Source organism: Acinetobacter sp. YH12064, assembly GCF_013419735.1.
GTDB classification, from domain to species: Bacteria; Pseudomonadota; Gammaproteobacteria; order Pseudomonadales; family Moraxellaceae; genus Acinetobacter; species Acinetobacter amyesii.
On record NZ_VOZP01000007.1, the window covers coordinates 72,126 to 95,401 of the forward strand.

Annotated in this window: 18 protein-coding genes; 9 read left to right on the plus strand and 9 right to left on the minus strand. The window is 41.7% G+C overall.

All coding sequences use genetic code 11. The annotated features are described in order from the left end of the window. Positions 1–6: 6 nt before the first annotated feature. From FTU13_RS08675 to FTU13_RS08685, 3 genes are all read right to left on the minus strand, one after another. Complete coding sequence (locus FTU13_RS08675) at positions 7–729, minus strand: hypothetical protein (RefSeq protein WP_180127368.1); 723 nt, start codon at positions 727–729, stop codon at positions 7–9. A 189-nt stretch (positions 730–918) separates the two neighbouring features. Further along, complete coding sequence (locus FTU13_RS08680; protein WP_180127370.1) at positions 919–1,257, minus strand: GlpM family protein; 339 nt, start codon at positions 1,255–1,257, stop codon at positions 919–921. A 134-nt stretch (positions 1,258–1,391) separates the two neighbouring features. Further along, the gene (locus FTU13_RS08685; RefSeq protein ID WP_180127372.1) at positions 1,392–1,775 is read right to left on the minus strand and encodes a hypothetical protein; all 384 of its coding nucleotides are present in this window, start codon (positions 1,773–1,775) and stop codon (positions 1,392–1,394) included. A gap of 179 nt (positions 1,776–1,954) precedes the next feature. Here FTU13_RS08685 and uvrA point away from each other — a divergent pair, with 179 nt between their 5' ends. Both uvrA and FTU13_RS08695 read left to right on the plus strand, forming a co-directional pair. Next, entirely contained in the window at positions 1,955–4,786 is a 2,832-nt protein-coding gene (gene uvrA / locus FTU13_RS08690; protein WP_180088773.1) for an excinuclease ABC subunit UvrA, read from the plus strand. A gap of 32 nt (positions 4,787–4,818) precedes the next feature. Beyond that, a complete protein-coding gene (locus FTU13_RS08695) occupies positions 4,819–5,358 on the plus strand; it encodes a hypothetical protein (protein ID WP_180127374.1) in 540 nt (179 codons plus the stop codon). Between the two features lie 413 nt (positions 5,359–5,771). On the opposite strand, the gene blaOXA is transcribed toward FTU13_RS08695, so the two are convergent. After that, on the minus strand, positions 5,772–6,623 hold the full coding sequence (gene blaOXA / locus FTU13_RS08700; protein ID WP_373423836.1) for a class D beta-lactamase: 852 nt from the start codon (positions 6,621–6,623) through the stop codon (positions 5,772–5,774). 200 nt (positions 6,624–6,823) lie between these two features. Here blaOXA and FTU13_RS08705 point away from each other — a divergent pair, with 200 nt between their 5' ends. After that, positions 6,824–7,633, plus strand: coding sequence for a toxin-antitoxin system YwqK family antitoxin (locus tag FTU13_RS08705; RefSeq protein WP_180127376.1), 810 nt, complete (start codon positions 6,824–6,826; stop codon positions 7,631–7,633). A gap of 41 nt (positions 7,634–7,674) precedes the next feature. On the opposite strand, the gene FTU13_RS08710 is transcribed toward FTU13_RS08705, so the two are convergent. Next, positions 7,675–9,381: a GGDEF domain-containing protein gene (locus FTU13_RS08710; protein ID WP_180127378.1), complete on the minus strand. Its 1,707-nt coding sequence runs from the start codon at positions 9,379–9,381 to the stop codon at positions 7,675–7,677. Between the two features lie 1,096 nt (positions 9,382–10,477). Here FTU13_RS08710 and omp33-36 point away from each other — a divergent pair. Further along, a complete protein-coding gene (gene omp33-36 / locus FTU13_RS08715; RefSeq protein ID WP_180127380.1) occupies positions 10,478–11,380 on the plus strand; it encodes a porin Omp33-36 in 903 nt (300 codons plus the stop codon). A gap of 58 nt (positions 11,381–11,438) precedes the next feature. On the opposite strand, the gene FTU13_RS08720 is transcribed toward omp33-36, so the two are convergent. Next, positions 11,439–12,134 (minus strand): ion channel, encoded by a 696-nt coding sequence (locus FTU13_RS08720; protein WP_180008803.1) that lies wholly within the window; start codon positions 12,132–12,134, stop codon positions 11,439–11,441. 251 nt (positions 12,135–12,385) lie between these two features. Between FTU13_RS08720 and FTU13_RS08725 the strand changes: the two genes are divergently transcribed. Continuing rightward, the gene (locus FTU13_RS08725; protein WP_180127382.1) at positions 12,386–12,760 is read left to right on the plus strand and encodes a hypothetical protein; all 375 of its coding nucleotides are present in this window, start codon (positions 12,386–12,388) and stop codon (positions 12,758–12,760) included. An 89-nt stretch (positions 12,761–12,849) separates the two neighbouring features. Here FTU13_RS08725 and FTU13_RS08730 read toward each other — a convergent pair whose 3' ends face one another. Together FTU13_RS08730 and FTU13_RS08735 are read right to left on the minus strand one after the other, a co-directional pair. Next, positions 12,850–14,565: a cation acetate symporter gene (locus FTU13_RS08730; protein WP_180127384.1), complete on the minus strand. Its 1,716-nt coding sequence runs from the start codon at positions 14,563–14,565 to the stop codon at positions 12,850–12,852. 1 nt (position 14,566) lies between these two features. Then, positions 14,567–14,899, minus strand: a complete 333-nt coding sequence (locus FTU13_RS08735) for a DUF485 domain-containing protein (RefSeq protein WP_180127386.1) — start codon at positions 14,897–14,899, stop codon at positions 14,567–14,569. A 181-nt stretch (positions 14,900–15,080) separates the two neighbouring features. Here FTU13_RS08735 and FTU13_RS08740 point away from each other — a divergent pair, with 181 nt between their 5' ends. Together FTU13_RS08740 and FTU13_RS08745 are read left to right on the plus strand one after the other, a co-directional pair. Then, positions 15,081–18,569, plus strand: a complete 3,489-nt coding sequence (locus FTU13_RS08740; protein ID WP_078193193.1) for a PAS domain-containing hybrid sensor histidine kinase/response regulator — start codon at positions 15,081–15,083, stop codon at positions 18,567–18,569. 429 nt (positions 18,570–18,998) lie between these two features. Further along, positions 18,999–19,766 carry a hypothetical protein gene (locus tag FTU13_RS08745; RefSeq protein WP_180127388.1) on the plus strand — a complete coding sequence of 256 codons (768 nt, stop codon included), beginning with the start codon at positions 18,999–19,001 and terminating at the stop codon, positions 19,764–19,766. A gap of 169 nt (positions 19,767–19,935) precedes the next feature. Here the strand turns inward: FTU13_RS08745 and FTU13_RS08750 are convergent, their stop codons facing one another. Then, on the minus strand, positions 19,936–20,586 hold the full coding sequence (locus FTU13_RS08750; RefSeq protein WP_078190543.1) for a response regulator transcription factor: 651 nt from the start codon (positions 20,584–20,586) through the stop codon (positions 19,936–19,938). Positions 20,587–20,960: 374 nt separating this feature from the next. Here FTU13_RS08750 and msuE point away from each other — a divergent pair, with 374 nt between their 5' ends. Further along, a complete protein-coding gene (gene msuE, locus FTU13_RS08755; RefSeq protein WP_078190544.1) occupies positions 20,961–21,692 on the plus strand; it encodes an FMN reductase in 732 nt (243 codons plus the stop codon). A 39-nt stretch (positions 21,693–21,731) separates the two neighbouring features. Beyond that, the gene (gene sfnG / locus FTU13_RS08760) at positions 21,732–22,838 is read left to right on the plus strand and encodes a dimethylsulfone monooxygenase SfnG (RefSeq protein WP_180127389.1); all 1,107 of its coding nucleotides are present in this window, start codon (positions 21,732–21,734) and stop codon (positions 22,836–22,838) included. Positions 22,839–23,276 lie beyond the last annotated feature (438 nt).

A 23,276-nucleotide genomic window follows, 5' to 3' on the forward strand; every position in this document is an offset into this window, starting at 1 on the left:
CAGGCATTAGCGTTTAAAACGATACCATCCGAGGAAAATCCCCATCGCGATAATCACCAAAAAAATCGCCAAACGTGCTTCACGCAATTCACTGCGCGCTGCTTTGCGTTCCTGCATTTCTTCTGAATGAAATTGTGATTTGATCATCGGATCTAGTTGAGCAATGGCCAATAGATCCTTAGGTTTCTCGCCTTTACCTAAAATCAAATACAGCCCTTTCACCTGCATTTCATTCAGTTTACCCAGTTCAATATTCAGTTGAGTTGCTTGTGCATTATAGTCAGGCACCCAATCTTCGACGCGAGCATATACATGGGCACGACTGGTATCAAAGAGCGATGCATCCTGCACTTTCTTGCCCGTTTGATCTTCCAGTTGTTCACTCAAATCGGAGAATTGGGACAGTACATAGTCTTTTTTCTGTGCCAACTGTACACCATCAAAAGCATACTCTTGTATTTTTTGTGCAGGATTATTTTTCGATAATAAACCTTGGGGAACGACTTTAAAGTCCAGAACAGTATTGTCAGGAACTTGGTTGGTTTGTAGCACCATATATACCACAGACCATAGCTGTTCATTTTGCCCGACCGCAGGCACGCTCACGCTATAACGCTGCTCGGCTGCAGGGTCAATAAACTGTTCAAACGCGAGGATTTGACTGTCTTCAGCCCACAGGATTTGGCTTGAAAACATGAGGCAGATGATCACCCAAAATTGTTTTAACATTATTTGCTCTTATCATGATTATTTGCTGTTCTGTCAGAATTATAATTAATTATTCAAATACTTACATTTAAAATCACACATTTAACGATTGGAAATTCATCATAATTTTAGCCAAATCTATAGTTTTATAAATGATCTAGAACCCATAAAAAATTGATCTGAATCAGCATCGATATAGGCGTTCGATGCTTACTGAAAACTCTGCCATGCATAAATCAAAACAGCCGCAGCAAGCACCCAACTCAACGTTGCTACACTCAAACATGCCGTTAAGTTCATACGTGTTGCGAGCAGATACACCATCAATAAATAAATGAAATATGGGATGAGAGACCAGAGTCCAAACAGTGCTGTTTTTTGTAATGCGGCTGCACCCTGATCATTTGCCACAATTACATGAGCAATCAACGCAAAAGTCGGAAACAATGGAACCAAACCTGCAATATAAAACGCCTTACTTTTAGACAGCAAAGCGATTAATACCACAACAAAGGCACCCATTAAGCTTTTGAGAAATAAGGACAACATGGCATTCTATAGTTTCGAGAAAACTGCATTTTACGCCTTTTCTGCGATAGTCCTGAGATTTTCCAATGGATTGTTATGCGCATGACACAGGAGATTTAAACGATGAACTCAAAACAGTCACAGCGCTTTTATATTTATGCACCTTTACACCACAGGCTAGATGTAAAGCGCGCCTTTTGTTGCTCAGCCATTTGCTTAAACTGCGCTTGAACTTTTAAATCTTCAGCACTCATCAAATGTTGATTGTTTTCAACAATTGCCAAAACCAAATCAAACTGTTGAGGAATTTTTTCGCAAGCCAGCTGCTTTTTTTCAGCTTCTGTTTTGGCTTGACCTAATTTCGCAATATACAGATCAATTTTTTCACTTTCGGTATTCAGCGCCAAAGTTGCTTGTTCTAAGCTGTCATATTTTTGCGCTTTCGGTGTGTGGTTCGGGGTACATGCACTCAAAAACACACTACACATCAATAAACCCATCACACCTAATGTTGGATTGAGATGAAGTTGCCATTTCATGTTAAAAGTCCTAGATTGCTGATTTGCGGATGTTTTAGGGCATCGGCACAGACAGCTATATTTTGATTCGGCCTTTTTTCTCACAAAGTCACGCATAAATCTAGGTTTAAATTACACTTGAACATTTTTCATGCGCTATCATATATAGGTTTTTCGATGAATATTTTAGGACCCCTTGCATGAGCCAAAGCCATATCCGTATTCGAGGCGCACGTACCCATAACTTAAAAAATGTGTCACTCGATATTCCACGCGACAAGTTTGTGGTCATTACGGGTCTTTCTGGTTCAGGGAAGTCCTCTTTGGCTTTTGATACCTTGTATGCTGAAGGTCAACGTCGCTATGTTGAGTCCTTATCTGCCTATGCACGCCAATTCCTTTCGCAAATGGAAAAGCCCGAAGTTGACTCGATTGAAGGCTTGAGTCCTGCGATTGCCATCGAACAAAAATCAACGAGCCACAACCCACGCTCAACAGTGGGAACAATCACCGAAATTTACGACTATTTACGTCTACTCTATGCCCGTGTCGGCACGCCGTATTGTCCTGAACATGACCTCCCGATGGTGGCTCAGACTGTGTCTGAAATGGTTGATACCGTCAAAGGTCTAGAAGAAGGTACGGCGCTTATGTTGCTTGCCCCTGTGGTCCGTGACCGTAAGGGTGAATACACCAACTTATTTGAACAATTACAAGGTCAGGGTTTTGTCCGTGCCCGTGTCGATGGTGAAGTTATTGATATCGACACACCACCCGAATTAGACAAAAAGAAAAAGCACACCATCGAAGTCGTTGTTGACCGTTTTAAAGTTCGTGATGACCTCGGTAACCGGATTGCAGAAAGCTTTGAAACGGCTTTACGCATGGGCGGCGATATTGCCATTTTGTCGTGGATGAAAGGCGAACAAGAAGATCGCGTATTTTCTGCTAAGCACTCTTGCCCTGAATGTGAACGTGCCGTTGGTGAACTTGAACCACGGCTATTTTCCTTCAACAATCCATTCGGTGCATGCCCTGTTTGTGATGGTTTAGGCACACGCAGCCATTTTAGTGCTGACAAATTGATTCCCAATAATGAAGTTTCGATTAGCCAAGGGGCGATTCGCGGTTGGGACCGTCAACGTCCGTATTACTATAGCATGATCCAAAAAGTGGCAGATCATTTTGGTTATTCTTTAGACACACCGTGGAATGAACTCGATGCCGACACCAAAAAGAAATTCCTTTATGGTACAGGCAAGGAAAAAGTTGACCTCAGCTATATTGATGAGCGTGGTCGTTCGCACAAACGTGTGCAAGCCTTTGAAGGGATTCTACCTCACCTAGAGCGTCGCTATCGTGAAACGGAGTCGAACTATGTGCGTGAGGATTTAGCACAGTATTTATCAAATGCCGCATGTGATGCTTGCGGTGGCTCACGTCTCAATGAAATTTCACGCCATGTCCGAGTTAAAGATAAAACCATCGCGCAAATCACCAAGATGTCGATTGGCGATGCTGAAAGCTATTATCAAGACCTCAACTTAAGCGGTGCCAAAGGCGAAATTGCTGACAAGATTTTCAAAGAGATTCGTGAACGTTTGCACTTCCTAGTCTCTGTCGGTTTGAACTATTTAAGTTTATCGCGTTCGGCAGAAACACTGTCGGGTGGTGAAGCTCAGCGTATTCGTTTGGCTTCGCAAATTGGCGCGGGCCTGATGGGCGTAATGTACGTGCTGGATGAACCCTCTATTGGTTTGCATCAGCGTGATAATGACCGCCTATTGGAAACCCTAGTACGTTTGCGTGACTTAGGTAATACCGTATTAGTTGTAGAACATGATGAAGATGCGATCCGTGCCGCCGACCATATTATTGATATTGGCCCCGGTGCAGGTGTGCATGGCGGTCATGTGATTGCCGAAGGGACGTATGACGAAATTTTGGCAAATCCAGATTCATTAACTGGTCAATATCTATCAGGAAAGCTCAGTATTGATGTGCCGAAAACACGCACACAACCGCCAAAACCTGAAGAGCAAATTAAGTTAATGGGCGCTGCGGGTCATAACCTGAAAAATGTCGATTTGACTATTCCTTTAGGTGTGATGACATGTGTGACAGGTGTATCAGGTTCAGGCAAATCGACCCTGATTAACCGGACATTATTGCCGCTTGCAGCAACTCAATTGAACGGTGCAACCACACTGACTGCGGAAAAATTTGACTCGATTGACGGCTTACAGTTCCTCGATAAAGTCGTCGATATTGACCAAAGCCCAATTGGTCGTACACCACGTTCAAACCCCGCAACTTACACTGGTTTGTTCACCCCTATTCGTGAACTGTTTGCGCAAACCCCTGAAGCTAAAGCACGTGGTTATGCGGCGGGTCGTTTCTCATTTAATGTGAAAGGTGGTCGCTGTGAAGCCTGCGAAGGTGACGGCATGATTAAAGTCGCAATGCATTTCTTACCTGATATGTACGTACCGTGTGATGCCTGCCACGGCAAGCGCTATAACCGTGAAACTTTAGAAGTTGGCTATAAAGGTCGTAATATTTCAGATGTGTTAGAAATGACAGTGGAAGATGCGATGCATTTCTTCGACGCTATTCCTGTGATTCACCGTCGTTTGGAAACCTTGAACCAAGTGGGCTTGGGCTATATCCGTTTGGGTCAGTCTGCAACCACACTTTCAGGTGGTGAAGCGCAGCGTGTCAAATTGGCTCGTGAGTTGGCGAAGCGCGATACAGGCAAAACCTTGTATGTGCTTGATGAACCAACAACTGGTCTACACTTCCATGATATTGCCAAATTGCTCGACATCCTGCATGAGCTACGTAATAAGGGCAATACCATTGTGGTGATTGAGCATAACTTGGATGTGATTAAAACCGCCGATTGGATTGTGGACTTAGGCCCTGAAGGTGGTGCAGGTGGCGGTATGATTATTGCCGAAGGTACACCTGAAGTTGTTGCGAAGAATAAAGTGTCGCATACAGCGAAGTTCTTAAAGCCGATGTTGAAATAAGATTCACTTGCCTTTAAGTGCATGATAAAACGGTGATTCATTCACCGTTTTTTATTTATATGACTTTATTGGAGATAATTGATACAGCCGTAAAAATTGGTTTAGGAGCACTGATAACTGGCGTAATTACCTACTTAAATCAAAAGGCAAATATTTCAGCATCAGTAGCAAAAGATAACCTTCTATATAATCGTAATTTATTGACCAATATTTCCAAAGATCTCGAGGAAATAAATCATCTCGTTTTAAAAATTTGGGCAATTTTTGAATTTGAAACAAAACAATCTCAACCAGCTCTTAATGAGATTTCAGATAGACTTAAACCTCTAAGACACACACTTTTTAATGACTTTAATTTGCTTAGCAAAAATGAAGGTTTACTTCTTTTACATGGATATATTGAACAACAAGAAAAGCTAAGAATTTATGGCGAATTACTCGGAAAATTTAACGCTTATACACTTTTTAAAAATGGAGCTATCAATGTTGAAACAACTGCTCAATATAGATTTGAAATTTTAGAAGCTAGAAAATCACTTTATACGAGCTTAAACAAAGCCATTTCTAAATAAATTCTTGTTCTTCACAACATTCAACCACATGACGGCGACATGGATGTCGCCTGTTTGACTGGGGCAGCACGGATGTGCCCTCAGTCAAACAAAAGCATTTTGCCTACTTTTGTGCTTTCAAAAGTAGGAATCTCCTACGCAATGGAAACTCAAACCCAATGCAAAGCGAGGACGTTTAGAAAAGCATATTTTTTTGAAAATAACCTTAACTAAATCCATCAACAAAATTCGCACCAATATTTTATACATTCAACTGGAACTGTTCGGACTTACCTTCAACCAAACAAAAGCATTTTGCTTACTTTTGTGCTTTCAAAAGTAAGATAAATCCTACGCAATGGAAGCTAAAACCTAATGCAAAGCGAGGACGTGCCAATTCAAAATTCAAAATTCAAAATTCAAAATTCAAAAAATTAACGTAAATAATGAAACACACCCAACTTATCCAACACATCCAACGTCAACTGCTTACGCTCCGCCACATCATCCCCTGCAGCCATCTGCAAATTCAAACTAAACGCCGTGATCTTGCCATGACCATCATCCACCCAACCGGTATACCAACCGACTTGAGGTTCCACATCCATACCCCAACCACTCTTGGCATATAACTTCGCATCCCCACGGCTTTCAATATAAAGCATATCTTTGACTTGCTTTTGTACCGCGACATCAAACGGTAATTTCTCTGTCGCAAGCTGATACGCAAATTGAGCTTCTTGTTCAGGTGTAATCTTTAACGGCCCGACCAACCAAAAATTATCCACCTGTTTGCCAATATTGGCATTGCCAAAACCGACCCGTTTGACTTCTTGTTGCATTAACGCCAAACCTATTCGCCTTGCCAGTTCCTGATATACAGGAACTGCAGATGCTTGCATGGCTTCACCCAAAGTCAGGTCTTTTTCCCATGAGGGGAAAGCACGTTTTTCACCTTTCCATTTAAAAACTTCATTGGCTGTCGCCTTCTGATGCTGCAAACCAATTAAAGCATTTAACATTTTAAAGGTAGATGCAGGAATGTATTCAGTGTGGGCGCGCTGTAAGTCATTGCCATAATGACTTAAACGCTGACCATCAAATGTGACAAATACTGCCTGTGTTTGTGCTTGATTAAATAAAGACGGAATCTCACTCACCCGTGAATTTTCTAAATTGGCTTGAGTGGTTTGTTTTAAGTGTTGAGATGAATCCAACATGCCTTCATTAGCTGTACATGCAGTCAAACTCAAGACCGTCATCAACGATAGATATATTTTTTTCATTGCACTATTTTTATGGTGTTTAAAGTCCATAGTATAAGATGAAGTTCAAACCTGAATTGTTTACTTTTCAACAGTCTTCAATCTGTCGAAAACTCAGCATATCGACTATTTATTTTTAAACAAAACATCCTTATGATGACGCCTATCGTGGACTCAACAACCAATAATTTTTAATTTTATAATATAAAAGCATACTAACAATGAATAAATTTATCTTAAGTTTCAGCCTCTTATTATGTCCAATATATAGCTTTGCCGATGGCTATCTAAACGAATACATGGTGCTATTTGTCTCACAAGAAGACCCCGATCTTAGCCCATGGAAAGATAAGCCGCAGTGTAAAGCCCTCAGTACCCCGACTCAACACAAAGGGATCTTTGAAAATCAATATGTCTATGCCAATGGCAATGCCCTAACCACCATCTTTCTGAGCAACAGCAAAATTAAAAATGGTGAATGTGAACATCTCATTCACTTTCCAGATGGTATTCAAGGCTCAGGCGTATTTGAAAGTTTCTTCCCCAACGGCAAACCCCGTAGCCGCATTGCTTATAAAAATGGGGAGTACGAGGGCAAACTTGAGTTTTGGTTTGCCAATGGGATAAAAGAGCAAGAAAGTAGCATCATCAATGGTGAGTCGCAGGGGGATTACAAAATTTGGCATCCAAATGGGCAACTGGCTTTTTCTCAAAATTATAAAAATGGTATCGAGCATGGCCTGCGCCAACGCTGGTACAGTAATGGTAAACCGTGGACCTATGCCAATTTTCAAAACAATAAACTGATTGGCGAGCTGAAAATGTGGTTTGAAAACGGCAAACTAGAACGCCAAGGTTATTATCGTAATGGTGTTCGTCATAACAGTTATAAAATTTGGTATGACAATGGGCAACCTGAAGCGGTGCTTCAGTACGATTTAGGCAAAATTACCCAAGCCCAGTGTTGGAATGAAGATGGTAGTCAAATGAACCAACAAGCCTGCAATAAATTATATAAAGATGAAGATTAATTCATTTGTCTAGCTAACTTTATGAATCTGCCAAGCTGCATTTAGACTGAAACACGATCACGCCCCGCAGCTTTGGCTTTAAACAATGCTTGGTCTGCTCGCTCTAATAAATCGATCCAGCTTTTGGCCCCCACTGCCACTCCAATACTCACCGTCACGATGAGATCGGTTTCGTCTTCTACCAAATTGAAATTCACATGCTGAATATCATGCCGTATGGTTTCGGCAATGTGCTGAGCTTTGAGCATATCAATCCCCTCGATCAGGACTAAAAATTCATCTCCACCATATCGCACCACCAAGTCGTATGAACGAATATGTTGGCGTAATTGATTGGCAACATGTTGAATCACCAAATCACCGACAATATGCCCATAGCGGTCATTCACCTGTTTAAAGTGATCAATATCAATCACGATCAGTGCTGTATGTAAAAAGCCTGAATTTTGGCTGTCGCGAAATTTAATATATTCATCTAAGGCAAAACGATTGGCGACATTGGTGAGTGAGTCAGTATTGGCAATATGTTTAAGCTGAAATTCAAAGGCATCACGCTGTTCCAACATGTTTTCAATATGCTGAATGGCATCAAATAAACTGAGATAACCTACTTTGGCAGGTTCAATCACGCCTTGATCCATTTGTCGGTGCCGAGCCAGTTTAAATAACTGATTACGAGCACGAATTAAAGGTTCAAACACCCATTTCTTGGCATAGAACATCGTTAATAATGCAGTCAGTAATGACACGAGCGAGACAAAAAGCGTGAAAATCAATTTATTTCGCGCTTCACGTTGTTCATCCGCAGCTACTTTGAGACTGTAATCTAAAATATAACTTTGCAATTCCACCACTGTGACAAATTTATTGACCATTGCATCAGTGAGCTGGGTGCCATCCATGTGATAACGCTGATGTTGAAGACTTTTTTGAGTCAAACCATCAATAATTGGCAAACCTTTATCTAAAAATTCCGTCCTTACCGCATGATGTAACTGTTTAAACTCGGGAGTTTTGTCATGTTCAGACTGCACGACATTGATCAATTCCCATAGATAGCGTGTTTGACGCTGGGTTTGTAAACTCCGCGCTAAATTTTGCTCTGGAATTTCCTGTTGAAATGATACCGCAGCCATAATATTTGATGCGACTCGTCCCGCCTGATCACGTAATTCTGCCAGTAATAAAATCAGCGTGTAATAATTCGATACACGAGTATCTTTACCATGAGAATAATTGACCAATTTCTGCATGGCAATATAGCTTTGATCCCAAGCTTGGAACATCGCCAAAATGGCATGATCCAATTTTTTAGCTTCACGTTGTTGTGTCGGCAGCGCAATATATTGATCGACCGTTTTGCGACCCTGTAACAAATATGGATATAAATTGGACTCTAACTGCTGGGCGATCGGTGCAAAGCCCGTTTCTTTTAAAACTTTCAGTGTATCTTGATATTGCCGATCAACGCCTTGACGATATTCAGCCAACTCAATAATTTTTTGCTCGCGCTGTTCACCTTGACTCGACATTGCACTGTTAGCTGGCGCACGTTCACGGGAAATTTGGTTGGTTAAATCTGCCACCATTTTCAGCATCTGAATTTCTTTCAGCGCTTCGGCACTTTTGAGGTAATGTTGATTGCTGCTCACAATCAATGGAACACTGATAAATACGATAGACAAGACGATTACTAGCATCGCAAGTTGCAAGCGCTTACTAATATGCTCTGTTCGTAATGTTTCCATCTATTTTATGCCCCACACTTGTTGCATACCCCAACCCACTTCTCAACTAAACGCGGGAATATTTAAATTAATGACCAATAATTTATTAATTTGTAAAGTGAACATTTATAGCTCTAAATTCTATATAAATGTGCTTAATCTGTCACATTTTTATCACTTTAGAACGAGATAATTTGCTAAAAAACAGCATCATATTTCAAAGCGAAATATTTTTTATTAACTTGTTTAAATAAATATTTACAATTGCAATAAATTGGTGCAGAATGCACCGTATTAGGGCACACTAGATTTCTTCCTCAGCAGAATATTTTAGTTTCCCGAAAATTTTGGCTAAAAAATCCTGATTTTCCTTGAAAATCAGGATTTTTTTTGTCTATATCACTTTAATTGAAAGATAAATAGAATTATTAACGCACCATAAAAGTGCATTTATTTCTACAAGATATTTGCTCTATATTTTATCTTTAATATAAAGTTGCATTTTTGAATAAAAAAAAGCCCAACCTTGGGGAAAGCTGGGCGAATAAAAAACAATAATGGAGAATCAGGGTCAAAGTCACACTTTTAAACCGTGTGACGACTCGATTGGCAAATTATGAATCAAATAAAACCTGATGTAAAGCCAAGTATTTCACTAGGATATTAAAAATATCACAAAGACACATATTTAAGTGACATATCCCTCAAACTTAAAACAAAAATGTCTATTTAATATACAAATAAGTGGTTTTAGCCCAACAATTCAACAGTCAAAGTCCCGATTTATTACCTCAAATGCGTGAAAAGCGTTAGAATTTACCCACTACAATAAATGTTATTTTGAATTAAAATAACAATAATAATTGTTATTTTAGATTGAAAAGTTGTGTATTTTTTCAAGTGTATTTTTTTAATTAAGAATTTAATCAAACTTACTTAATTGTTCTCAATGATTTTTTTTCAGTGACTTATTAGTTAGAGTAAAAACTGAATTTCTTATTATGAAATAAAGATCTGAGTCAGAGACTGAATAATAACCTTTAGGATCATTGACTTAATATATTGTTACAATACAATGCTCAATGTTTAATCCATTTGTAACAACTGGTAGAAAATCATGAAAAAACTCGGTTTAGCCACTGCTTTATTATTAGCCATGACCGGTGCTCAAGCTTACCAATTTGAAGTTCAAGGCCAAGCAGAATACATCGACACAACTACAAATGACAAAGATTTTATTGGCGGTGTTCAAGGTACTTACTACTTCAAAAATGTTGACTCTACAAAAGGCCCTTTAGCAGAAGCTGCATTCTTAAACCAAGCTTCTAACGTAGCTGTTGCTTACAACTACGGCGAAGTTGGTTCACAAGGTGTTGACGTAATTGCTCATAACTTTGGTGCTAAAGCTGAAGCTTATGTTCCAACTAAAGTTGTTCCTGTATATGCAAGCGCGTCTTACAGCCACACTATTTTAGATTCTAAAAACCAAGCATCTAAAGTATTAGAAGACAACGGCGACCGTTATGCATTAGAAGTTGGTGCGCTTCCAACTCAAAACTTCTTAGTTGCTGTTGGTTACACTAGCGTTGCTGACCAAGCTGCTGTTGACGCGTTCAACGTTATGGGTAACGGTGTTGCTAAAGCTGTTGCTGAAGCTACAACTATTGGCCAAGACCAAGACGCAATCACTGCACGTGCTAAATATGTTGGCGCAATCGACGACACTAACATGGCAATTGGTTTCGAATCAGGCATCATCTACGGTGATGACACTGCTTACCAATTCAAAACTGATCTTTTCGTAACTCCTAAATTAAGCGTTGGTGCTTCTTACGCTGAATCTAGCTTTGCTGGTACTCCAGACTCAGCTTGGGGCGCGAACGTAAACTACTTTATCACTCCTGCTGTTGCAGTTGGTGCTAGCTATGTAAATGCTAACTATGAAGCAGCTAAAGCGACTGAAACAAGCTTTATCGGCGACACTCAAACTGTTGGCGTAAATGCTAAATTCCGTTTCTAATTCATATTAGATACTGAATACCAAAAAGGACGCATTTGCGTCCTTTTTTATTCTGCCATTATTTGTCTTTAGGCTCATGGCGTTCCGGTAAATGGGCAATATATTGCAATGCTATTAAACGTGAAACGATGAGAGCCAAATACATCACTCCACAAAACATTTGAAGCATAGCCAACACCCGTGCTGGCGCACTCACAGGCATGAGATCTGACAAGCCCGTGGCAGACTGCAAACTAAAACTTAAAAATAGTAAATCTAACCACGACTGCATACCCGGCTCTGCAGGATTTACAAAACTATCCGGATAAATCAGCTGACAAATGCTATAGAGAAAAGCAAAACCCCATGCGATGAGGGTAAATACTGCCCCGGCTGCAAAAAGTTCGTCTTTGGTTAAATAACGATCGGCAAACATATAGCGTAATAAGCCATAGGCTGCACTAAAATATGCGCATGCTTCAAAACCATGCGCAATAATTTGAATATTGGGATGATTTACACCGAGCATAATCAAAGTAGAAAACAATACGGCGCAGCCAACAAAACTCAGTCCTAGAATCGTAAACATTGGAGTTTGGCGAATCACTTTGGCAATGATCAATAGTACCGACACACCAAGTACCCAAATTAGCGCACGAAAAGACAGACTTTCTCGGGTAATCGCGGTTAAAACCAAGATCAGAAACTGCACCAGTAACAGCCATGCTGAGGGTAAAAGTCTAAAGCTTTTCCAAAAATCTACAAAACCTTGCATTATTTTCAATCTCTATATTTTTTTCATGCGCTGAAATGATCGATCTGAAGCATCATCAACTGATTGATTTTAAATTAGCACGAAGTGAGTTTTTTTTATTGCAAAAATTTGTTGATCTTAATCTGAAAAAGCATCCATATGAGCACTGTTCTAGCTGGGTTTCTTATTACCAAAGAGGTTCAAAAAACCTACTGTAAGTTTCAGTTTTCAGGCACATATTCAAAGGAATCTCCTACGTGGTAGATTTCATTATGAAAAAACATCTCGTATTTGCACCCCTCTGTCTGCTCATGCTCTCTGCCTGTACACAAAACAGTCCGCTCCTCAAAGGCCATGAAAATTATGTGGGGACTTGGCAAAACAACCACAGTGAATTAGTGATCAAAGCGTCGGGCGAAGTGACGTATCATCATCAAGAACATACTGAAAAAAGTATTGCCAACCAAACCTTCAGTGGTGCTGAACAGTCGCGAATAAAAGCCCATTTGAGCAGTTTTGGTGATCAGAGCTTTAGCATCGGTCAGGATAATTTCTCTCAACAATTCACCATTCAGCGCTCGCCTTATCAAGATGATCAAGGCCATTGGAAAATGTCGATCAATGGAGAAAATTATACACGCAAATAGGACAGAGATTTGTCTACAAACCTCTGTTTCATATCATTCACTCAAATATAAAAAAAGCCCCTTATTAGGGGCTTTTTAGGCGATTCAGATTAGTGATCTGAAGCACCAGAGATACCAATGCCAGTTTGTGAACGTACATACTGTGCATCGAATGCTTTACGCTCAGCTTGTGCTTGTGCTGAATTATCAGTTATAGAGAACAACCAGCAGCAGATGAATGCCAATGGCATTGCAAAGATAGCAGGACCATTGAATGGGTTAATTGGTGTTTCAGAGATTGCGAATGTATCTACCCAAACTGCTTTAGACAATACAATTAGAATCACAGCAGTTGCTAGACCAACCACACCACCAATCACCGCACCACGCGTCGTTAAACCTTTCCAGAACATCGACAATACAAGCACTGGGAAGTTTGCACACGCTGCTACAGAGAATGCAAGACCTACCATGAATGCAACGTTTTGTTTCTCGAACAAGATACCTAAAATCATTGCGAAGATCGCAAGACCTAAAGTCGCGATTTTAGACATACGAAGTTCAGATTCAGGTGTAGTTTGACCTTTCTTGAATACGTTTGCATACAAGTCATGTGAAATTGCTGAAGCACCAGACAATGTTAGACCTGCAACTACTGCAAGAATCGTTGCGAATGCTACCGCTGAAATAAAGCCCATGAACAAGTCACCGCCCAATGCATCAGACAAGTGAACCGCTGCCATGTTGTTACCACCAACAAGTTCTAACTTGCCAGTTACCGCCATTTTCGCTACATCAAGAAATTGTGGGTTGTTCGATACATAAAGGATCGCACCAAAACCAATGATGAAAGTCAGTAGGTAGAAGTAACCAATGAAACCTGTTGCTACAACCACAGATTTACGTGCTTCTTTGGCATCTTTTACAGTAAAGAAACGCATCAAAATGTGTGGAAGACCTGCTGTACCGAACATCAATGCAAGACCTAGAGAGATCGCATCAATTGGGTTGGCTGCCAATTTACCCGGCCCCATAATGTTTGCAGCTTCAGCTAAAGATACGTCATGTACTTTAGAGAAAACTTGGATCGATTGAGTGAACATTTCAGAGAAGCTGAAGCCCACGCCTTTCATGACCATGAATGCCATGAAGCTTGCGCCAGAAAGTAGCATCACTGCTTTAATGATCTGTACCCAAGTTGTTGCCAACATACCACCGAAGATTACATAAGCCATCATCAGTAGACCAACGATCACAACCGCAATGTTGTAGTTCAAACCGAATAGCAGTTTAATCAACTGACCTGCACCCACCATCTGTGCAATCAGGTAGAACGCTACAACCACAAGCGAGCTTACTGCTGCAAGGGTACGGACAGGTTTCTCAGCTAGACGGAATGACACCACGTCAGATAAGTTGAACTTACCTAAGTTACGCAGACGCTCAGCCACCAAGAACAATACGATTGGCCAACCCACCATAAAGCCCAATGAATACAGCAAGCCGTCAAAGCCTGAACTGAATACCATTGCGGAAATACCGAGGAACGATGCTGCTGACATATAGTCACCGGCAATCGCTAAACCATTTTGGAAACCCGAAATACCACCACCGGCAGTATAGAAGTCAGCTGTGTTGGTGGTTTGCTTCGCTGCCCATTTGGTAATAAACAAAGTCAAGCCAACAAAAATTGCGAACATGATAATCGCATGCCAGTTGGTTGCTTGTTGCTGTGCTTCACCTAAATCTGGTCCAGCCATTGCCATGCTCGACATGAGTAGAGCTGGAGCCGCTAATACTGTTGCTTTCAATGAATTCCATTTCATCTTAGTGCGGTCCTTTTTTTTGAGTAATTGCTTCTACTTCACGCATTGCTTCTGCGTTTAATGCATCCAACTTGTTGTTTGCAATATACGAATAAACACCACACAGTAAGAATGACAATACGATAATGCTTAGACCTAATGGCATACCAATCGTGGTCACACCACCACTCACGGATTGCATCAAGAACTCTTTGTTATAGCCCACAAGGAGCATAAAGCCGACATAGACCACCAACATGATGATCGTCAAAGTCCAGCTCAACTTACTTTTACGGCTGACCATTTCCTTAAATTTTGGATTCTGTAGAATTTGTTCTACCTGTCTCTCATCCATAATATTCTCCTTACGCCGAACCTTGGCGCGCAATTTTCTAATTCGAATTATTTCGAAGCTAAACTTACCAATGTTCCTTATCTCTTGTAATTTAGACTTTGGTCGTTAAATTTTGAGCAATAACCTCCCTAAGCCTATGGATGCGTTATCATTAAGCGAGAATTAATATGCTGCAGGCTCTATGAATAGTTGGCTTATCGTCGGGGTATTGGCCCTTTACATCGCATTACTCTTTGTATGTGCATTCTTTGGTGAAAAGCATGCCAGCAGGCTCAGTACTCGCGGCAGAATGCTTCTCTTTAGTCTAACTTTAGGGGTGTATTGTTCATCTTGGACATTTTATGGCGCAACGGGTGCCGCCGTTCGTGAGGGCATTATTTTCCTACCAATATATCTGGGACCGCTGCTATTTGTTGCGCTCGGCTATGATATTTGGCGACGTTTAGGGCGTGTCCGTCAGCATCATGCCATTTCATCGATTGCCGACTTTGTAGCAGCACGATATGGTAAAAGTGGCCCCTTAGCTTCACTGGTCACGATCCTTGCCGTGATTGCCATTATTCCCTATTTAGCCTTGCAGCTACGTGCGATTGCCCTAAGTGCAACGGTCATTTTAGAACCGACCGCTGGTCTGACAGGTACCACCAATAGTGTGCTGTTTTTGACCGGTGTATTGGCGATTTTGGCGATGATGTTTGGGACACGACAGATTGCCAATACTGAACAGCACGGCGGCTTAATGTTGGCTGTGGCATTTGAGTCTTTCGTCAAGCTGTTTGCACTACTTGCAGTCGCATTTTTCTTTGTTTTTGAATCACCTGAAAACATGGCGCAAATCAGCCATGATATTAGCAGTACATTTAAAGATGTCCAGCTCAAAGGTGTGCCAGAAAGCTTTTGGATTCAAACATTATTGGCTGCTTTAGCAATTATTTGTCTACCACGTCAGTTCCATGTCGCGGTAGTTGAACTACGTGATGAAAAGCATATCCGTGGTGCTCGTCGTTGGTTCGCCATTTATCTGATTTTAACCATTATCGCGATCATCCCGATTGCCAGTTGGGCGCTGCATGCAGCACCGGCTTACTTGGCAATACCCGATGTTGCCGTGCTCTCACTGCCTTTAAGTTATAACCAAGACTGGTTGACCTTACTTGCATTTCTCGGTGGTTTTTCAGCTTCGACAGGTATGCTGTTGGTGTCGTCAGTGGCCTTGTCGATTATGCTCAGTAATGACTTGATCATGCCTGCACTGTGGCGTACACGCTTATTGTCACGTCATGACAAACGCCTACCACTCGTACTGAAATTCACACGTCGTGTGTGTATTTTAGCAGTCATGTTATTGGGCTTCTTGTTCTTCCATTTCTTCAATGACATTGACCAATTATCGGTATTTGGCCTATTGGCCTTCAGTGCTGTGGCACAGTTTGCACCGGCGCTAATTGGTGGTTTGTATTGGCGTGGCGGAAGTAAGCAAGGTGTATATGCGGGTCTGTTGGTCGGTTTTGGCATGTGGGCTTATACCCTGTTATTACCAACCGTATTGCGTAGCTTACCTGAACAATTTAAAACATTTACCGAAAATCTTTTAAGTCAGGGTCCGCTAGGCTTGAGTTGGTTACGTCCTGAAGCACTGTTAGGGTTTGAATCTTTCGATCCACTTACCCATGGCGTAGTTTGGGCACTCGGTTTAAATATCACCCTCTATATTTGGATTTCCCGCGTCTTCCGTCCAAGTGTTGCCGAGCAAATTCAGGCCGAAAGTTTCTTTTATTATGAAACCAAGCCCCTTCCTGCTCAAAGTACATCGAATGACATCAGTTATATTCACCATGATGTGGCGCGCTTAAAAGTAGGTGATCTGATTACTTTGGCAAAACGCATTACCGGTGAAGGTCCAACCATGCGTGCCTTCAACCAGTTCTGCGCACAAAACAATGTCGTTTTGAATGAAAATAGCAGCGCCAACGGCATGTGGTGGCGTTTTACCGAACAGTATCTTGCAGGCACCATCGGTGCGGCATCTGCCCGTACCTTACTCACCACAGCCATGGTTAATAATGGTTTAGCACTCGGTCAGGTCGCCAATATTCTTGACCAAGCCTCACAGTGGCAGCGCTTTAACCAAAACCTGATCATGACCATGATCGACCATATGACTCAAGGTGTGTCCGTGGTTGATGAAAATATGTGTTTGGTGGCATGGAACAATCAATACCTCAAACTATTTGATTATCCAAAAGACATTGTCTACGTCGGTTGCCCAATTTCAGACTTGATTCGTTATAACGCTGAACGCGGCGAATGTGGTCCCGGTTCAGTCGAAGAACATGTGCGTAAACGCATGCATTGGATGCAAGTCGGCAGCGCACACGAATTTGAACGAATTCGTAAAGATGGTCGTGTAATTCAGATGCGCGGGAACCCAATCGAAGGCGGTGGTTTCGTCACGACCTTTGCCGATATTACCGCATTCCGTGAAAATGAAGCCTTGCTTGAAGGGCGTGTACAAGACCGTACCCAACAGTTGGCAGACGCCCTGTCTGAACAACAATTGGCACGTGAGCAAGCCGATAAAGCCAATATGTCGAAAAGCCGCTTTATTGCTGCTGCAAGCCATGACTTATTGCAACCGATGCATGCTGCGCGTCTGTTTAGTACCGCCCTCGAGCAAAGCGTACAAAATGATGATGATCGTAAAACGCTTCAGCAACTTGATCGTGCGCTGCATGGTGCGGAAAGTATGCTCTCTGCCCTCTTGGACATTGCACGACTCGAAGGTGGAACCATTCAACCGAAACGTCAGCCTTATCCACTACATGACTTACTCAGTGATCTTGAACTGCAATTTAAATCGATTGCAGCTCAGCGTAATATCAAACTGACCGTACACGATGCTCAGTTCTGGATTGACACGGATCCACAGTGGATTCGTCGTATTATTCAAAACTTCGTCAGCAATGCCCTACGCTATACAGCACGTGGTCGTGTTGTGGTGGGTGTGCTACGTTCAGCACGTCCGGGGCATATTCGTATTGGCGTTTGGGATACAGGTCCTGGGATCGCGGAAGAACAGCGCATTAAGTTGTTCCAAGAGTTCGAACGCTGTGGACACACCTCTCCATGGGGTGAACAGGGTCTGGGCTTAGGTTTAGCCATCGTGCAACGCATGACCAGCTTACTCGACTACCCAGTACATGTGTTCTCAGAACTTGGTCATGGTTCATGCTTTATGATTGAAGTCCCTGTAGTCGCTGCGCCAAAAGTGGTCGCTGCACCGACTCAAGCCGTTCCGCTGAAAACCAAAGCCTATAAGATTCTGTGCTTAGACAATGATGAAACGATTTTGGAAGGGATGTCGACCTTACTGACCAAATGGGGCTATCAAGTCTTTAAAGCCACTGAACCTGAACAGGCCATGGAGTTGATTCAACAAGAAAATATTCAAGTTTGGTTGGTTGACCAACACTTAAATAATAATAAGATCGGTCTCGACTTTATTTTAGATAACCGTCAGGAAAATGTCCCTGTGGCGCTGATTACCGCAGATTCTGATCCTGAATTACCGCAACGTCTAAAAGAGTTAAACATCGTCTTACTGAAAAAACCGTTGAAACCGGCTTCACTCCGTTCATGGTTATCTGGTTTGAAGATTTCAAATCAGTAGCGCTGTTACAGGACATCTCTCTGTGAAAAGTAGCCCATTTCATTCACATGAAATGGGCTTTTGTTTACCTTGCTTTTACTTAAACTTACCAAACTGGCAAAAAAATTTTTCTCAGCGGCAAGATCATTCAAAATAGCCCCGACATTTCGTCTATTTATTAGCCATAAATATCAAATTTAGATTGCCTATGGCAAAAGATATCGAATGCATGAGTGAACACTTGTACACTTAGTTACAATTAAAAATATATTTGATTTAAAAAAGATTTTTACAACCAAAAATAAAAACTAAAACTTTAGTCTTATATTTAGCTGCCGCCATTCGTTTTAAAAATATTCATAAGAAGTTGATCAGTTTCAAGCCAATTCAAGAAGCGTCATAAATCAACACTTGAGAAGCTGATCTCCCCCTCATATTAGGAGTGATCTTGTGAATATTTCAGAAACAATGCCGCATGGTTTTGATCAAAATCTACAGTTTCATCGTCAGTATGGTGCCAATGCCATTTTGCCAGAGATCGATTGGCGTCAATTATTTAAGCACAGCAAATTAAGTGATGTGCAAGTCGAAGCGTTGGAAACGCTCTATCGCAGTGCCGTTCCTCTCGCGTTGCAGGTGTTTGACGAACTGAATTTTGATGTCTTTGCGCCGAATGCCTACAAACCCCAAGGTCTTGGCTTATTCGATCGACTGGCAGAGCAAGAAGACCTACTGCTGCAAAATTTAGAAGCAGAATCCAATTGCTTAGGCTTGGACACCCGTCATCAGATTTGGAGCATGCTACTGCGCGGCGGTGCGGTATTGGTGTTCAAAGCGTGGCTCGGTAAAGTCAAAACCGACAAAAACCAGCTGGATAAAACACAGTTTGATGAATTATCCGATTTACTGTTTATTAAAACAGCGCCATTTGAATTGGCACAACGTTTAAATGTCGATGCCAACTCCAAGCAAGACCATATCTTCCTGATGTATGACAATGATGTCTATCTGGACCGTTTTAACAGTTTAGAAACTGCTGCCCTATTTGTGGATTTGGGCGTTTATGACGCTGCCTTTTTGAGTTTACGTGATGACCGTGTCGCGGATTATCTCAAAGCGCGCGGCTATGTGACCGATGAACAAATTGATGAATTGCAATGTGCGCTCAACCCTTTGTACTGTACCGATCTGACGCCTAAGCAAGACTATATTGCTTAAGTTGAAGTGGTTTGTTTAAGTCATTGTTAAGTTGCATTACTCTATTGCTTTTAAACCGCATGTAAAGACCTAACAGCATTTACACCGAAATGATCCAGCGCCAGCATTAGCGCTTAAACAGCATAAAAAAAGACCTCCAGCGTGGAGGTCTTTTTTTTTGAAAAAATCCTTAAATTTTCTTTTCTTCAATATTCAATGCATTAATTGCCAAAACAGCTTGAGTTCGGTTTTGTACGCCCAACTTACGGAAAATCGCCGTCACATGTGCTTTGATGGTTGCTTCAGACACATCCAACTCATAGGCAATTTGTTTATTCAACAAACCTTCCGCCACCATCATTAACACGCGGAATTGTTGCGGTGTTAAAGACTGAATACGTTCTGCCAATGCCGTTTCATCTGCAGCACGTGGGTCGAAGTTCATATTGGCTGGTAAATTTGGTGGCAACCAAATCTCGCCTTCTAAGACTTGACGAATCGCTTCACCAATGTGACTTGGATGCGCAGATTTTGGAATATAACCCATCGCGCCATGTGCAATCGCCCGTTGGATAATCGACGCTTCTTCATGCGCAGAGACCACAATGATTGGAATCGATGGATATTGTGCGCGAATATGCACCAAGGCAGAAAAGCCTGAAGCACCCGGCAAGTTTAAATCCAATAACACAAGATCAGGCTCAGGGCCATTTTCAAGACGTTCATAGCATTCATTGACTGCTGCAGTCTCATGAATTTGCGCCTGAGGCAAACTATAACGAACCGCCTGAATTAAAGCATGACGAAACAGCGGGTGATCATCAACGATTAAAATATTCATAAGCAACGTGAGAGATCTTGTGCACAATGACCCTATTCTAACCACACATGCTATGTGAAGGATATGCAAGAACTTATTTTTTTGCATTTAAAATGTAGATTTTCACCTAAAATGCGTCTTTTTTCGCATTTTCTATAAATCTTTAAATCTAATCATATTTTCATATAAATTTTATCAACACAGTAAAAATGCTTATATCTAAGCATTATATGTTGAAATATCAACAGTTTAAAATTTGAAGTTTCACGAATCTTCTGGTTTTTCCAACATATCTAAAAATCAGATAACTTTTCTGATTTTCGTTATTTTACAGTGATCCACCCATCGGGATTAATAAAAGGCATTCCGAGAAACCACACTTTTAGGTTTAAAAAATGTCTCAAGTTAATCTACAAAAACCCCTGAATATTGTTGCTGTGTCAGGTGGTCTAAACAATCCATCTAAAACTGAAGCTTTGGTACAAGCCATTGTTGATGAACTCGGTGATGCAACTCCAATCAATGTGCATTTTATTAAGTTTAGTGAAATTGGCAATTTATTAGGTGGCGCGATTTACCGTAACCAATTGCCACAACGTGTACAAGATGACCTTGCTGCTGTTGAAGCTGCTGATGCACTGATTGTTGGAACACCCGTTTACCGTGCTTCATTTACAGGTCTGTTTAAACACTTCTTTGACTTTGTCGAACAAACTGCATTGGTCGATGTACCTGTCTTGCTTGCAGCTTCGGGTGGTTCTGAACGCCATGCCTTAGTGCTTGAACATCAACTGCGTCCATTATTTAGCTTCTTCCAAGCGCAGACATTGCCGATTGGGGTCTATGCAACAGACCGTGATTTCACCCCTGAATACACCATTCATAGTGAATTACTCCGTGACCGCATTACTTTAGCTGTAGCACGTGCGCTGCCGATTTTGGAATGGGCTCCAGCCAAAGGTCAGCGTGCTGAAGTGGTGAAAGCCAAGTCTCAACAAGCCAACCAAAACTTGGGCATTAATAAGCAAATCGAGCAAGAAGAAGTCCTTCCTTCTGCAGCCGTTCCAAGTTTGGATGCTGCTGAAGCTCGACTGCATAGTAAAAAGCCAAAAACGCAAGTGGCCTAAACACCACAGCATAACAATTCGATCCCGAGGGTTTGCAAAATGTCAGTACAAGAAAAAAACATTACATTTGCGTATTGGGTACCAAACGTCAGTGGTGGTTTGGTGGTCAGTAATATTGAACAGCGTACCGATTGGAGCTATGACTATAACGTGCGTTTGGCACAAGCTGCAGAAAAAAGTGGCTTTGATTATGCGCTGACTCAAATTCGTTTTACCGCAGGTTATAACGCGGAAAATCAACATGAGTCGGTGAGTTTCAGTCATGGTATTTTGGCCAAAACCGAAAAGCTCAAAGTCATTGCAGCGATTTTACCCGGCCCTTGGAAACCAGCTCTGGCTGCGAAACAATTGGCGACCATCGATCATCTCACCAATGGCCGTATTGCGATTAATGTCGTGAGTGGTTGGTTCCGTGGTGAGTTTGATGCGATTGGAGAAGAATGGCCCGAGCATGACCAACGCTATGCGCGTTCTGAAGAATTCATTCGTAGCCTAAAAGGCGTTTGGACGCAGGATAACTTTAGTTTTGATGGTAAATACTATCAATTTAAAGACTACACTCTATCTCCGAAACCGGTGCAAAAACCGCATATTGAAATCTTCCAAGGTGGCAGTTCACGTGCAGCACGTGACATGGCATCACGTGTTTCCGATTGGTACTTCACCAACGGCAATAGCCCTGCTGAGTTGAAAAAGCAGATCGATGATATCCGTGAAAAAGCCAAGGCCAATAACCATCAGGTCAAAATCGGGGTGAATGCCTTCATTATTGCCCGAGATACGGAGGAAGAAGCCCAAGCGGTGCTTCAAGCTATTATCGACAATGCCAATACTGAAGCGGTCAATGCCTTTGGCGATGCAACTCGTGAAGCAGGTGCATCCACCAAAGAAGGCGAAGGTAACTGGGCAAAATCTACTTTTGAAGATTTGGTTCAATATAACGACGGCTTTAAAACCAATCTGATTGGCACGCCACAACAAATTGCCGAACGCATTGTGGAACTCAAAAGTGTAGGTGTCGATTTGGTTCTCTCAGGTTTTCTCCACTTCATTGAAGAAGTGGAATACTTTGGCGAAAAAGTGTTGCCACTGGTTCGTGAACTGGAAGCTCAACAGCAGCAAGTTGTGCAGGCTAAATCAGCATAATTGTTGATGCAGTCACAGCTCATGTAATCAGCATAATAATCACAACTGGCTCACTTCACTTTCCTCCCCTAAGGCTCGGCTTAGGGGATTTTTTATCTCGAGTACCATTTAAAGACATGCTCTGATTCTAGAAAATGAGCTGACCTGTAGACAAAGAAAAAGCCCGACATCCTGTCGGGCTTTTTCTATATGGATACTTAAGCATGACTCCTGTCTTGCTTCACGGTCCTGATGGTGAACACTTTGTTATTGTTTTATGTTCCGGAACGTCCTGTTCCTGTATGAGTTCATCTTAGGTAAAATTTAAAAGTGCGCCTAGCGTCAAAAACTTCGTTGCTTGTACGCTTAAGCTGACAGAATTGTGCGCAATCGGTTAAGTTAAACGATAGATATTATATGGTTTTTTATTAAAATCGATATTTTTTAGATGATTTTATC